Origin of the sequence: Streptomyces fagopyri (assembly GCF_009498275.1) — a bacterium.
In the GTDB taxonomy this organism is placed as follows: domain Bacteria; phylum Actinomycetota; class Actinomycetes; order Streptomycetales; family Streptomycetaceae; genus Streptomyces; species Streptomyces fagopyri.
On record NZ_CP045643.1, the window covers coordinates 5,163,290 to 5,176,868 of the forward strand.

At 74.6% G+C, this 13,579-nt stretch carries 8 protein-coding genes and 1 pseudogene; 4 read left to right on the forward strand and 5 right to left on the reverse strand.

The window, feature by feature from the left end:
* Window positions 1-15: 15 nt before the first annotated feature.
* The gene (locus tag GFH48_RS22295; RefSeq protein ID WP_194280880.1) at window positions 16-1,221 is read right to left on the reverse strand and encodes a Cmx/CmrA family chloramphenicol efflux MFS transporter; all 1,206 of its coding nucleotides are present in this window, start codon (window positions 1,219-1,221) and stop codon (window positions 16-18) included.
* 17 nt (window positions 1,222-1,238) lie between these two features.
* Entirely contained in the window at window positions 1,239-1,904 is a 666-nt protein-coding gene (locus GFH48_RS22300) for an HD domain-containing protein (protein WP_153289942.1), read from the reverse strand.
* 285 nt (window positions 1,905-2,189) lie between these two features.
* Between GFH48_RS22300 and GFH48_RS22305 the strand changes: the two genes are divergently transcribed.
* Window positions 2,190-2,885 (forward strand): copper homeostasis protein CutC, encoded by a 696-nt coding sequence (locus GFH48_RS22305; RefSeq protein ID WP_153289943.1) that lies wholly within the window; start codon window positions 2,190-2,192, stop codon window positions 2,883-2,885.
* A gap of 549 nt (window positions 2,886-3,434) precedes the next feature.
* Here the strand turns inward: GFH48_RS22305 and GFH48_RS22310 are convergent.
* Window positions 3,435-5,534 carry a HelD family protein gene (locus tag GFH48_RS22310; protein WP_407698651.1) on the reverse strand — a complete coding sequence of 700 codons (2,100 nt, stop codon included), beginning with the start codon at window positions 5,532-5,534 and terminating at the stop codon, window positions 3,435-3,437.
* A gap of 341 nt (window positions 5,535-5,875) precedes the next feature.
* On the opposite strand from GFH48_RS22310, the gene GFH48_RS22315 reads away from it, so the two are divergent.
* Both GFH48_RS22315 and GFH48_RS40145 read left to right on the forward strand, forming a co-directional pair.
* On the forward strand, window positions 5,876-6,070 hold the full coding sequence (locus GFH48_RS22315; protein ID WP_153289944.1) for a hypothetical protein: 195 nt from the start codon (window positions 5,876-5,878) through the stop codon (window positions 6,068-6,070).
* Between the two features lie 167 nt (window positions 6,071-6,237).
* Window positions 6,238-7,005 (forward strand): annotated as a pseudogene (locus GFH48_RS40145) (glycosyltransferase 87 family protein); the annotation flags it as partial.
* Between the two features lie 731 nt (window positions 7,006-7,736).
* Here the strand turns inward: GFH48_RS40145 and GFH48_RS22330 are convergent.
* A complete protein-coding gene (locus tag GFH48_RS22330) occupies window positions 7,737-9,380 on the reverse strand; it encodes a DNA repair helicase XPB (protein WP_153289945.1) in 1,644 nt (547 codons plus the stop codon).
* A 57-nt stretch (window positions 9,381-9,437) separates the two neighbouring features.
* Window positions 9,438-12,089 (reverse strand): helicase C-terminal domain-containing protein, encoded by a 2,652-nt coding sequence (locus GFH48_RS22335; protein ID WP_153289946.1) that lies wholly within the window; start codon window positions 12,087-12,089, stop codon window positions 9,438-9,440.
* A 340-nt stretch (window positions 12,090-12,429) separates the two neighbouring features.
* Here GFH48_RS22335 and GFH48_RS22340 point away from each other — a divergent pair, with 340 nt between their 5' ends.
* Complete coding sequence (locus GFH48_RS22340; protein WP_153289947.1) at window positions 12,430-13,512, forward strand: hypothetical protein; 1,083 nt, start codon at window positions 12,430-12,432, stop codon at window positions 13,510-13,512.
* Window positions 13,513-13,579 lie beyond the last annotated feature (67 nt).

The following is a 13,579-nucleotide window of genomic DNA, read 5'->3' on the forward strand; positions in this document are numbered from 1 at the left end:
TGAGGATAGGCGCGCTCACGCCTGTGTGCGTACTGGATTGTTCGCGTTCTTGGCCGCCACCACGCGGGACGGACCACCGCGCCGGTGCAGCCGCAGCGAGACCGCCGCCACGGCCATCCCGGCCACCGTCATGGCGGCCCCCGCCCAGGCCGTCCCGGCGTACCCGAAGCCCCCGTCGATGACCGCGCCGCCGACCCAGGGGCCCCCGGCGTTGCCGAGGTTGAAGGCGGCCGTGACGGTCGCGCCGGCCAGGGTGGGGGCGGCACCGGCGAGGTTGAACAGGCGGGCGTTGAGCGCCGGGGCGGTGCAGAAGCAGGCGACGCCGAGCAGGAAGGAGAGGGCGACGGCGGCGACGGCGTACCGCCCGAGCAGGGCGAGCGCGACGAGGACGGCGGTCGAGGCGGCGATCCCGGTGAGGAGCACTCCGAACAGGTGCGCGTCGGCGATACGGCCGCCGATCGTCGTACCGATGAACGCGCCGACCCCGAACAGCGCCAGGACGCCGGGCACCCAGCCGTCGTCGAGCCCGGCGACGTCGGTGAGCAGCGGCGAGAGGTAACTGAACGCGCAGAAGACGCCGCCCGCGGAGAGCATCACGACGGTGACGGCGAGCCAGACCTGCGGATCGCGGTAGATGGCCGCCTCCCGCCGCAGCCGTGGCTTCTCGGCCGGCGGCGGGATGCGCGGGATCAGGGTGACGACGCCGGCCAGGGCGATCGCCGAGGCGGCGCCGACGGCCCAGAACGCGGAGCGCCAGCCCAGGTGCTCCCCGAGGAAGGCGCCGGCCGGGACGCCCAGCACGTTCGCGATGGACAGGCCGCCGATCATCACCGAGAGCGCGCGGGCCCGGGAGGTCTGCGGGACCATCGCTATCGCCACCGCCGCGCCCACCGCCCAGAAGCCCGCGCAGGCCAGCGCGCTCACCACGCGGGAGGCGAAGAGCACGGTGTACGTCGGGGCGAGCGCCCCCGCGATCTGCCCCAGCCCGAAGACGGCGATGAGTGCGACGAGGGTGGTGCGGCGAGGCAGCCGCAGGGTGGCCACGGCGAGCAGCGGCGCCCCGACGACCATTCCGACGGCGAACGCCGATATCAGCAGGCCCGCCCGCGGGATGGTGACGCCCATGTCGTCGGCTATCGGCGGCAGCAGCCCCGAGAGCATGAACTCACTGGTCCCGAGGGCGAAGACGGACAGGGCGAGGATGTGGACGGCGAGGGGCATACGGGTGCGTTCGCCGGTCATGCGCCGGCCCCACCGGGCGCGGTCGGGTCCAGCAGGCCCAGTTCGTGCCCGACGTTGTGCCGGGCCCGCTCCTCCCACTCCCGCTGTCCGTACGGCGTCCGGAACAGCCGAGGCAGGTCCAGGAGTTCGCGCAGCACCGCCGCCCGGCCCGCGCGGAAGGCCTCGTCGGGGACGAAGGCGTACTCCTCGCGGACGGCGGCGGTGTAGGCGGCGTAGGCGTCCGGCGGCGAGGCCAGGACGGCGAGGTCGGCGTCGCAGAGGACCGCGCCGTCACGGTCGTCGGGGGCGGGGTCGTGGGTGACGGTGAGGCGGACCAGGCGGGCGACCTGCCGCGTGTGCGACGGGCCGGTGCCCAGTTCGGCGAGGGCGCGTTCGGCGAGGCGGGCGGAGCGCTCCTCGTTCTCGGAGCGGTCGGGGTGATAGACGGCGTCGTGGAACCAGGCGGCCAGCCGTACCAGGTCCGGACCGTCCGCGTGCTTCTCCAGCAGATCGATGTGGTCGAGGACCGCCGTGAGGTGCGTGACGGAGTGGTACCGGCGCTGCGGCTCCTGCCAGCGGGCGAGGAGATTGTCCGCGTACGGGGCGGGGTCGGGTCCGCCGGGCGGGCGGACGCCTTCCAGGGCATGGGTCCAGCGGGCGCGCAGCGCGTCGAGGTCGGGCATGCGGGCATTGTCCCGCGCCGGGGCGGCGGACCACAGGGTGTGGGCGGGGAACTCCCGGCCGGTGCCGGTGCCGGTGCCGTCGCCATCGCCGGTGCGGGTCGCGGCGTGGACGGGTTCGTGGTGCGGGGGCGGACCGGGATCCGGCGCGGACCGGAGCGGACCGGTGGTGTCGGGCGGGGTTCGGGCCGGACGACGCCTGGGGGATCTTCTCGCGGCGGTGGCCGTTCCCGGCGTAGGCTTGGGATTGGACTAGACCTGTAGTAGCCGTCCGAGGGAAGAGGTCCTATGAGTGAGCGCAGGCGTGCAGTCCTGGAGGTGATCGCCCTCGGCGTGGAGGACGCCGTCGCCGCCCAGGACGGAGGCGCGGACCGGCTGGAGCTGGTCACCGACATGGCCGCCGACGGACTGACCCCGACGGTGGAGACCTTCGCCGGGATCCGTGCCGCCGTCGACATCTCGCTGCGCGTGATGCTCAGGCTGGCCGACGGGTTCGCGGCCGGGGACGTCGGCGCGCTCGTCCGCGCGGCCGGCGAGATGCGGACCGCGGGGGCCGACGAGTTCGTCCTCGGGTTCCTCGACGAGCAGGGCGGGCCCGACCTGTCCGCCGTGGAGCGGCTCGTCGTCGAACTCGACGGCTGCCCCTGGACCTTCCACCGCGCCATCGACCGCGCCGCCGACCGCGACTCACTGCGCAAGCAGCTCGCCGACCTGCCCGGCCTGGACGCCTATCTGACGGCGGGTTCCCCGGACGGCGTGGACGACGGGTTCCCCACCCTCCTCGCCGAGACCGCCCGTGGCGGCGAACCCGGCTACGAGCCGCTCGTCATGGTCGGCGGCGGGCTGCGCCTCGACCACGTGCCCCGGCTGCGCGCCGCGGGTGTGGACGCCTTCCACATCGGTGGTGCGGCCCGGCCCGGCGGGTGGGCCGGGCCGGTGACCGCGGACGCGGTACGGCAGTGGCGGATCGCGCTGGACACATAGGGGTCCGTTTCCCCGGTCGCGCACGACGGGGTCCGGTCCCCGGCCGGCATCGGACGCACGGGGAACCGCACGCCCCGCCGGGTACGGGACAGGCCCGCACGCCCGCTGGACGTGCACGGACCCGCACGCCTTGCCGGGTACGCGCAGGGACCCGTATGTCCCGGCCGGGGTCCGACTGGTGTCCTGCCGGTGTCCCGCCGGGCGTGGCCGCCGCCCGGGCCGGGCCGATCCCGGGCCGGGCGGGGCAGGGGCGGCTCCCCGGACGCTCGCCCCGCCGCTGCGGAGCCGTGCGGTTCCCGGGTCGAGCCGTCCGGGGTCCTCCCGCTCCCGGGTCCCGCCGGTCCCGTCCGGGGTCCTCCCGCTCCCGGGTCCCGCCGGTCCCGTCCGGGGTCCTCCCGCTCCCGGGTCCCGCCGGTCCCGTCCGGGGTCCTCCCGCTCCCGGGTCCCGCCGGTCCCGTCCGGGGTCCTCCCGCTCCCGGGTCCCGCCGGTCCCGTCCGGGGTCCTCCCGCTCCCGGGTCCCGCCGGTCCCGTCCCGAGTGGCTTCCGGGTCAGTCCAGTTGGGGCGGCAGCGGCGCCGCGTGGGTCACGATCAGTCCCGAGACCGCGCGGGTCAGCGCCACGTACAGGCGGCGCAGCCCGGTCCGTTCGTCCGGTTCGCCGTCGACCACGGCCCGCGGCTCGTCCAGGACCACGTAGTCGTACTCCAGGCCCTTGGCCAGGGAGGCGGGGACGAGCGTCAGCCGGGTGTCCGGTGTCGTCTCCTCGCCCGGACCGAGGTACGTCAGACCGGCGGCGGCCAGCGCCTCGGCGAGCACCGGCACGCGGGCATCGGCGGCGATCAGCCCGACCGAGCCCTCCTGGCGAAGCAACTCCCGGCAGGCGTCGACCACTTCGGGATCCGTCGTGGTGGCCCGCAGGTCGAAGGAGCCCGGGTTCTCACGGACCGACGCCACCGGGGTCAGCCCCGGCGCGATGTGCGGGAGCAGCCGGGAGGCGTAGGTGATGACGTCGGTGGGGACACGGAAACCGGCCGTCAGTTCCTCGACGACGGCCTCCTCCTTGCCGAGGTGGGCGAGGGCCTCGCCCCAGCTCCGGGTCGCCCAGGGCGTGGTGCCCTGCGCGAGGTCGCCCAGCACGGTCGCCGAACCCGTGGTGCAACGGCGGCCGACCGCGCGGTACTGCATCGGCGAGAGGTCCTGCGCCTCGTCGAGCACCACGTGTCCGAGGGAGTGCGTGCGCTGTACGAGGTCGGTCGCCTCGTCGATCAGCACGGTGTCCGCCGGGGACCATCTGGCGGCCTTCACGGACCGGGCCGGCTTCGCCCAGAGGATCTCCTTCTGCTCGCCCTCGTCGAGGACACCCTCGGCGTGCACGGCGAGGAAGTCCGCGTCGGTGAGCAGCCGCAGGACCAGCCGGGCCGGGTCGACGGGCGGCCAGATCGCCTTGACCGCCGCCTTCACCGCGCCGTTGCGGGCGACGGCGTCCTGCACCCGGTCGTCCGGTGCTTCTCCGGCCCGCTCCATCTGCACCAGCACGACGTGCGCGATCCGTTGCGGAAGGGCCTCGCGGGCGGCGCCGTACCGGATGTCGCGGTCCAGCAACTCCCGCACGATCTGCTCCAGTTCGTACGCCGGAACCCGCCAGCGCCGGGAGCCGCGCACGACGACGACCGGCTCGCCCGGGAGCGTCACGTGCGCGCGGACCGCGCGCCGCAGCACCTCGGCCATCCGCGCGTCGCCCTTGATGACGGCGGCGGAGGCCGTGTCGGCTCCGCGCACCTCCACATGGGCGACGAGGTCGTCGACCGTGGCCTGCTTGACCTCCAGCTCGCCCAGGGCGGGCAGCACCTGCTCGATGTAGTGCAGGAAGGACTTGTTCGGCCCGATGACGAGGGTGCCGGTGCGGGCCAGCCGCTCCCGGTGGGCGTAGAGGAGGTAGGCGACACGGTGCAGGCCGACGGCGGTCTTCCCGGTGCCGGGACCCCCCTGGACGCACACGCTTCCGCTCAGCCCGCTGCGGACGATCTCGTCCTGCTCGGGCTGGATGGTCGCCACGATGTCGCGCATCGGGCCGACGCGCGGCCGCTCGATCTCCTGCTGGAGCAGCTTGCTGGTGGCGGCGGTCTCGGAGGGGTCGGAGAGGTGCTCGTCCTCGTACGCGGTGAGGTCGCCGGCGGTGTACCCGAAGCGGCGGCGCAGCCCGACGTCCATCGGGTCCTTCTTCGAGGCCCGGTAGAAGGGCTGCGACACCGGCGCACGCCAGTCGATGACCATCGGGTCGCCCGCGGCGTCGTGCACGTGCCGCCGGCCGATGTAGAAACGCTCACCCTCGGCGCCCTCAGCCCTGTCGGCGCCGGGCGCGTGCAGATAGTCGAGACGGCCGAAGAACAGGGGAGTGTGGCTGAGATCGGCGAGGGCCTTGATCCGCTCGTCCATCTGGCGCTGGAGCACCGCGGCGTTGACCCAGTTCGCGGTGACGTCGCGGATGTCGAGGTTCTCCACGTCCTCGCGCATCGCGCGCAGTGCGGCACGGGACTCCCCGAGGTGGGTCCGTTCGCGCAGCAGGGGGTCGTCCGGGGTGTCCGGCCCGCGACCGGCGAGGTCGGTCCGGTCGGCGTGGTCGGTGGGGTCGGCGGGCGGGGTGGACACGGGGTTGCCTCCGGAGACCTGCGGCGTGACTGGATCCTGGGTGTTCCTGGGCCGGCCGGTTTCCGTCCGGGCGGCGGCACTCCGTCGAGGGAGGCGGGCAAGAGCGGAGATTCTAGGTCAGGGGGCGGGCGCGGGCCAATCGGTTTTCGCGGTGCCGGGGGCGCGGGTCCCCGGGCGGCGGGGGTGCGGGGTGGCCGGCGTCAGGGTCGCGGGCCCCGGATCCCTAGGGGGCGCCGTCCGTCGTGAGGCGTACACCGGGAGGCCCGCGGGTGTACGAGGGGCCGCCGAGGTTCGGTCCATGGACCGACGCCATAAGGGGCGCAGGCTCGCATGATGGATACATGAGCGCAGCCACTTTCACCCCAGGTCCAGCCCAGCACGGTCCCGCCGCCCGCGGCGCGACCGCCTTCTCCGTCGGCCACCACCGGCACCTCCTCGGCGACGCCCTGCGCGCCGTCAAGGTCTTCGCGGGCGCGGCCCTCGACGTGGTCGTCCTCGGCGAGTACGGCGAGGAGGCGGGCGTACGGCGCCACTGAGCCGCGGCCACCGCCGCGGTCGTACGCCCGGCCCACCGCGGTGAGCCGTCCGCCGGAGCGAAGCGCCCCGGCACTAGGGTCACTCCGTGCTTCAGCGGAACGTGACCACGCGATCACCCATCGGAGTCGACGCCGGCCGTCCGCTCGTGACCGCCGCCGCGGCCGCCCTGCTCGCCGTGTCCCTCGCCGCCTTCGCCGCGCTCTGCGTCCTCCAGCGCGCCCCCATGGCCGACGCGCTCGTCTACCGGGCCGAGGGTGCCGCCGTCGCGCACGGCACGGACCTCTACGGGTTCACCGTCACCGAGTGGCGGCTGCCCGCCACGTACCCGCCCTTCGCGGCGCTCCTGTTCGTCCCGGCCGCCTGGCTCGCTCCGCCCACGCTGAAAGTGGTCTTCGTCCTCGGGAACGCGGCGTTGCTCGCGGTACTCGTGAGGCTCTCGTGCCGACTCGCGGGCCTGCCCGCCCGGCTCCCCGTGGTCTGTGCCGCCACCGCGCTCGGCCTGTGGCTCGAACCCGTCTTCCAGAGCGTCCTTTTCGGCCAGATCAATCTCGCCCTCGCCTGTCTGGTCCTGTGGGACCTGACCCGTCCGCCCGGGGCCCCCGGCAGGGGTGTCGCGCTCGGGATCGCCGCCGGGGTGAAACTGACACCCGTCGCGTTCATCGCGTACCTGCTGTTCACGGGTCGCCTGCGGGAGGCGGGCACGGCCGTGGGCGCCTTCGCCGGGACCGTGCTGCTGGGCGCGCTCGTGCTGCCCGCCGCGAGCGTGGACTTCTGGACCCGGCGGCTCTACGAGACCGGCCGCGTCGGCAAGCCGTGGATCGTCGACAACCAGTCGCTGCAGGGATTGATCGCCCGTGTGCTGGGGGAGCCGTCACCGGGCCCGGCCTGGGCCCTGCCGGCCGCCGCGGTCGGCTGCGCGGGCCTCTGGCTGTCCTGCACCCGCACCGCCACGGGGATCCGGTACGCCGAGAGGATCCCGTACGTCAAGAAGATCCCGCACGCCGCTCGGGCCCCGTACCCCGGGAAGGCCGCGCGCGTCTCCGTGACCCCACGGGTCTTCGAGGCCCGGCGCGTCCCCGAGGTTCTGCGCGTCTCCGGGGCGGCGCGGGTCTGCGAGGTCCCGGGCGTCTCCGGGACGGCGGGCGTGTCCGAGGCCGCGCGTGCCTCCGGGACGGCGGGCGTCTCGGAGACCACACGCGTCCCCACGGCGACCCACGTGACGAGGACGACCCGCGCGTCCGGCACCACCCACGCGTCGAAGACACCTCACGCCCCGCAGGCGACCCACGCCCCGCGGACCGCCCCCGCCCCGCGGACCACCTACGCGTCGAGGACCGCGCACGCCCAGGACCGTCTCCTCGCGCGCGCCGGGCGGCCCGCCCCGGACGCCGGTCCGCATCCCGACCGCTGGGGAGTGCTCGGCACCGCGTTCACGGCTCTTCTCGTCTCACCCATCAGCTGGTCGCACCACTGGGTGTGGTGCGTTCCGCTGATCGCCGTGCTGTACGCCGGACCCGGACCGCGTACGGCCGCCGCCGTCGCCGCGGTCTTCACGGCCCGCACCCTGTGGCTGGTCCCGCACCAGGGAGACCTGGACCTCCGGCTGCCCTGGTGGCAGCAGCCGCTGGCCTCGCCGTACCCGCTGCTCGGGCTGCTGGTGCTGGCTCAGCTGTCGGCCAGCAGCTCGTCCGCGTCCAGGATCCGGTAGGCGTACCCCTGCTCGGCCAGGAACCGCTGCCGGTGGGCGGCGAAGTCCTGGTCGATGGTGTCGCGGGCGACGACCGAGTAGAAGTGGGCCTGGTGGCCGTCGGCCTTCGGGCGCAGCACCCGGCCGAGCCGCTGGGCCTCCTCCTGGCGCGACCCGAAGGTGCCCGACACCTGGATGGCGACGGTCGCCTCCGGCAGGTCGATGGAGAAGTTGGCGACCTTGGACACCACGAGCACGCTGATCTCGCCCTCGCGGAACGCGTCGAACAGCTTCTCGCGCTGCGCGTTGCTCGTCTCGCCCTTGATGACGGGCGCGTCCAGATGCTCGCCCAGCTCGTCGAGCTGGTCGATGTACTGGCCGATCACCAGGATCTGCTGCCCGGCGAACCTCCGTACCAGCGCCTCCGTCACCTTCCGCTTGGTCGCGGTCGTCGCGCAGAAGCGGTACTTCTCCTCGGCCTCCGCGGTGGCGTACGCGAGCCGTTCGGAGTCGGTCAGATTGACCCGCACCTCGACACAGTCCGCGGGCGCGATGTAACCCTGCGCCTCGATCTCCTTCCAGGGCGCGTCGAACCGCTTGGGTCCGATGAGCGAGAAGACGTCCGACTCGCGCCCGTCCTCACGGACCAGGGTGGCGGTGAGCCCCAGCCTGCGCCGCGCCTGCAGGTCCGCGGTGAACTTGAAGACCGGCGCGGGCAGCAGGTGCACCTCGTCGTAGACGATCAGACCCCAGTCGCGGGAGTCGAAGAGTTCGAGGTGCGGGTAGACACCCTTCCGCTTCGTCGTCAGCACCTGGTAGGTCGCGATGGTGACCGGGCGGATCTCCTTGCGCGTCCCGCTGTACTCGCCGATCTCGTCCTCGGTCAGCGAGGTCCGCTTCACCAGCTCGTGCTTCCACTGCCGGGCGGAGACGGTGTTGGTGACGAGGATGAGGGTGGTGGCCTTGGCCTGCGCCATGGCCCCGGCGCCGACGAGCGTCTTGCCGGCACCGCAGGGCAGCACCACGACCCCGGACCCGCCGTGCCAGAAGTTCTCCACGGCCTGCTTCTGGTACGGCCGCAGCGCCCAGCCGTCCTCGGCCAGCCCGATGGGGTGCGCCTCGCCGTCCACGTACCCGGCGAGGTCCTCGGCCGGCCAGCCCAGCTTCAGCAGCGTCTGCTTGATCTGCCCCCGCTCGGAGGGGTGCACGGCCACGGTGTCGGGGTCGATCCGGGCGCCGACCAGCGGCGCGATCCGCTTCGACCGCAGCACCTCTTCGAGGACGGGCCGGTCGGTGCTGGTCAGGACGAGTCCGTGCGTCGGGTGCTTGCTGAGCGTGAGCCTCCCGTAGCGGTCCATCGTCTCGGCGATGTCGACGAGCAGCGCGTGCGGCACCGGGTAGCGGCTGAACTCGACGAGCGCGTCGACGACCTGTTCGGCGTCGTGGCCCGCGGCGCGCGCGTTCCACAGCCCGAGCGGCGTCACCCGGTAGGTGTGGATGTGCTCGGGCGCCCGCTCCAGCTCCGCGAACGGCGCGATGACCCGGCGGCAGGCGTCGGCCCGCTCGTGGTCGACCTCCAGGAGCAGGGTCTTGTCGGACTGGACGATGAGGGGACCGTTCACGTACGTACCTATCCCTTCCGCACGGCCAAACCTCAAGTGTGCCTTACGAACGGGTGATCACTGCTGGTCGTCCGCCAGTTCCGCGACCCCGGTGACGCGGTGCAGCGGATAGGTGCGGACCTCGTCGGCCGTGTGGTCGTACGCCGTCACGAAGCCGCCCTCGACGCGGATCGGGGCGATCACTCGCTGGCTCGCGGCGCCCTCGGCGTTGACGTACCCGATCCACACGGTGGTGCCGGTCATGACGGCGGCCTGCATGGTGGCGAGGGTCTCGGCGGAGCTGGTGCGGGGCAGCTCACCGGTGCCCGGCAGACCGGCCTGGGCCGCCTTGCGCGGGGTCGTGGAGGCCAGGTCACCCGCCCGGACGGCACGGATCGCGGCGCCCAGCAGGGTGGCGTCGGGCACCGGCGGCCCGTCCGGGACGGGCTCGGGGGCTGCGCGCGGCGGGGTGCGGTGGGCGTGGGCGCGGGTGATCAGCACATCCCCCTCGGCGGACTCGGCGGCCGGCGCGAACCCCATCGAGCGCAGACCGTCCAGGAGGGCGGCCGGGTCGGCCTGCGCGGCGAGCACGGTGGGCGCGAGCCGTCTGAGCCGCAGGCCCTGGGAGCGCTTGTCGGCGAGGATCTCGTTCAGCACGGCGTCGTCGTCGCAGCGGACGTACGCCGACGCCGCGCCGATCCGCAGATGGCCGTGTCTGCGGGCCACGTCGTCGATCAGATAGGCGAGCGGCTGCGGAACCGGTGTCCGGGAGTGCGCCGTGAGGAAGGCCTGGAGGTCGGAGGCCGAACGGCCCGCGTCCAGGGCCCTTCGCACCGACCCCGGGGTGAAGCGGTAGACCGTCGCCCCGCCCTTCGACTCGACGTCCGCGAGCACGCCGAGGGTGTCGGCCAGGGGGCGTCGCAGGGGGCCGGGCGCGACGGCGGTCAGGTCGGCCTGGAGGAGGACGTGGTCGAGGGGTTCGGGGAGCAGCGGCCCGAGGATCCGGGCGGCCCGAGCGGCGGCGGCGGCCTGTTCGGCCGGGGTACGCGGCAGGAGGGCCGCCGGTTCGACGGCGGGGCGGAGGTGCCGGTGGACGGGAAGCTTGGCACCGGCACCGGCACCGGCACCGGCCCCGGCACCGGCACCTCTGCCGGCGCCCGTTCCGACCGACCCGGACCCGGAAGCGGCTTCGGGCGCGGTCTCGTGAACCGGCGCGGGCGGCAACCCCAGCAGGGCCCGCCCCTGCGCCGACAGCGCGCCCCGGCCGGTGACCCCCAGCAGCTCGGCCTCGGACAGGGTCCAGCGGGCGAGCCGGCCGCGCAGGTCGTCGCCGGCGGCGGTCCGGGGGCCGCGCGGGGGACGCTCCCAGTGGAGCCGGGCGATGACGGAGTCAGGGACGGCGGAGGAGCCCTCCGGGAGGCCGGCGAGCAGGGCGAGGACCCGGTGGCGGACCTCGGGGGCCGCGGAGCGGTCCAGGCCCGGCCCCAGCGCCGACAACGTACGGTCCTTCGCGTCCCGTCCGCCGACCAGGCCCGCCGTGCGGGTCGCGGCCAGCCACGCCGAGGCGAGCTTGGCCCAGCGTTCAGCGGCGGCCAGTTCCAGCCACTCGTCGTAGCCGGGCGTCGCCGCGTACCGTTCCTCGGCCTCGCCGTCGGAGGCCAGCAGGCCCGCCGCGTAGGCGAGCTCGACCCAGAACGCGGCCACCGGTTCCACCACGTCCAGGGCCACCGCCGTCCGCTTCAGGTCCCGCACGCTCAGACCGCCGGCGCGCAGCACGGACGGCCCGCCCTCGTGCCAGTCCTTGAGCAGTTCCTCGACGGTGGCCAGCGCGGTGTAGGCCTGCCCGGCCGCCGTCGTGTCCACCATCTGCGGACGGTGCGTCCGGGCCGTTTCGAGGGCCGGTGCCACCGGGTCCGTCTGCCGGTGGGCGCGGCCCGCCCGCAGATGCAGGGCCGCCTCACGGGGCAGGACGACCGTGCCCGGTGCCGTGGGCAGCAGCAGCGCGCGGTCGATCAACCAGCGCAGATGGCGCGCCGGATCGGCCGTCACCTGGCCGTACGGCGGTCCCCACACCAGCCGGGACAGCACCTCCAGCGACTCGGGGGGTGCCGTGTCCAGCAGCGCCGGCATCCGCTCCCGGTCGGTGAACAGGGCGGTCAGCGAGGCGACCGCGGAGACGGCGTCGTGGGTGGTCGGCAGACCGCAGGCGGCCACGATCTCCTGGACGCGTCCCGGGGACATGCCCGCCGTGGCCTCGGCGACCGTCGGGCCGAGGCCGGTGGGGGAGGGGTGCTGGGGGCCCGGGGCGAGCAGCTCACGCGCCGTGCGCACCAGCCGGAGCCGGTCGTCGGTGCCCCATACGAGGGCCTGCTCGCGCAGGGTGGTGAGCGTGTACGGGAACGCCGCCGTGACCGCCGGGTCGCGGTCGTCGCCCGCCATCAGGCCCAGCAGTTCGTCGTACGTCGCCGGGTCCGACGCCACCGCGAGGGCCTCCGCCGTCTGCAGGGCGAACCGGTCGAGGCGCTCCAGGGCCCGCACGACCGAGGCGCGGGTGCCGGCGCGGGTGGCGAGTTGCGTCAGGTCGGTGGGGACGGGGGTGATGAGATCCGGGCGGATGCGGAGGAGGGCCGACAGGGAGGTGTCGTCCCTCGTGCGGAGGGCTTCCGCCAGTGAGCGCGGGGGGGTGCCCGCCGGGGCGGGGTCCGGGTCGCGCTGCTCCTCTGTCCTCATCCGCTCAACGGTAGTGGTTCCTCGCCCCCTCCGCCCCTACCCGACCCGTCCCATCGCCTGGGCTCCGCCCCGGACCCCGCCAAAGGGCTGCGCCCCCTGGACCCCGCCGTCGCCCGAAGGGCTCGTCCTCAAACGCCGGACGGGCTGGAAGACATGACCCCGGGCGTCGGCCTTCCGCACCCTTTCGACGCGGGCCCGCGTCCGCCGCCCGTCCGGCGCTTGACGACGAGGCCGTCCGGGCCGATGCGGGGGTCCGGGGCGGCAGCCCCCGGGAACCGGGCCCGACGCGGTACCGTCGTGGCCACGGGGTATCCAACGCACGCGCCCCGGAGGGGACTTCGTGGGGATCGAGAGCGACCAGCTCGTATTCGACTATCTGAGCCGTGTCGGCGACCTGGCCCAGCAGAGCCAGCTGCCCTCGGCCACCCGTATGCGACTCGTCTCGGAGCTGCGCAACGAGATCGACCGCCGCCGGTCGAAGGCTCCCGTCGACAACCCGGCCGCGGTCCGCCGCATCCTGTCCCGGCTGGGCACACCGGACGAGATCGTCACGTCGGCCCGTCAGGGGGCGCCCGGGCCGGGCGCGGACACCCGGGCCGCGGTGCCCACCCAGCGCGCCGGTGAGCCGGAGGCCCGCCCGAAGGGGCTGCGCAGGGTCGTCCCGAGGCCGCGGCGCACCTCCGACGCCAACGACGGCGAGACCGCCGCCGGTGACCACCCCGCACCACCGCACCACGCCGGTTCCTACGAACCGGGCGACACCTCCACCCCACCGGACTGGTGGCGCGTGGACGGCGACGTGCTCGAACTCGGGGACGGCGTGCCGGGTTTCGTCGGCGGCGTGGAGATCCCCGGACTCCTCAAACCACCGCCCAGGCCCCGGAAGGCCGAGTCCGACACCGATTCCGACACCGATGCCGGTGACCGCGAAGAGGCGGGCCCCGTACCGGAACCGGCCACATCGTGGTGGCAACGGCGGGCACGGGCCGAACCGGTCAGGACGACGCGTACGCCCAAGGCCGGGAAGACGGCCCCCGTCACCGAGGACGGGGGCCGGGCGCCCCGGGTACGGCTCCCCCGGCTGCGTACGTGGAGCAACCCGCTGCTCCTGCTCGCCGCCGTGCTCCTCGTCGCGGGCGCCGCCCTCGGCAACTGGTTCGCCCTCGGGCTCGGCTGGCTCATCGCCTACGGGTCCCGCCGGCTGAGCCCCCACGAGTCGAAGTGGGCCGTCCTCGGCATGCCGGGCCTGGTGGCCGTGGCCGGCATCGTCTGGCTGTGGGGCCGTACGGACGGCCGCTGGGGCGACCCGATCGCCGAGGGGCACATGGACGAGGCGCTCGCGGAGACCTGGCCGTGGGTGGTGCGCGGGGCGGCGGTCGCCTCGGCGCTGTACCTGGTGTGGCGCTCCCAGCGCCGCCGCTGAGGCACCCCGCGCCACCCGCGGTCCCGGAACGCCCCACCCCCGGTCCCGGAACGCCCCGGCCCCGCTC

What these genes read in the sequence shown, in the direction of transcription:
- GFH48_RS22335 (WP_153289946.1), bottom strand. Translation starts at nt 12,089, where the DNA reads ATGAGGACAGAGGAGCAGCGCGACCCGGACCCCGCCCCGGCGGGCACC.
- GFH48_RS22295 (WP_194280880.1), bottom strand. Translation starts at nt 1,221, where the DNA reads ATGCCCCTCGCCGTCCACATCCTCGCCCTGTCCGTCTTCGCCCTCGGG.
- GFH48_RS22315 (WP_153289944.1), top strand. Translation starts at nt 5,876, where the DNA reads ATGAGCGCAGCCACTTTCACCCCAGGTCCAGCCCAGCACGGTCCCGCC.
- GFH48_RS22305 (WP_153289943.1), top strand. Translation starts at nt 2,190, where the DNA reads ATGAGTGAGCGCAGGCGTGCAGTCCTGGAGGTGATCGCCCTCGGCGTG.
- GFH48_RS22300 (WP_153289942.1), bottom strand. Translation starts at nt 1,904, where the DNA reads ATGCCCGACCTCGACGCGCTGCGCGCCCGCTGGACCCATGCCCTGGAA.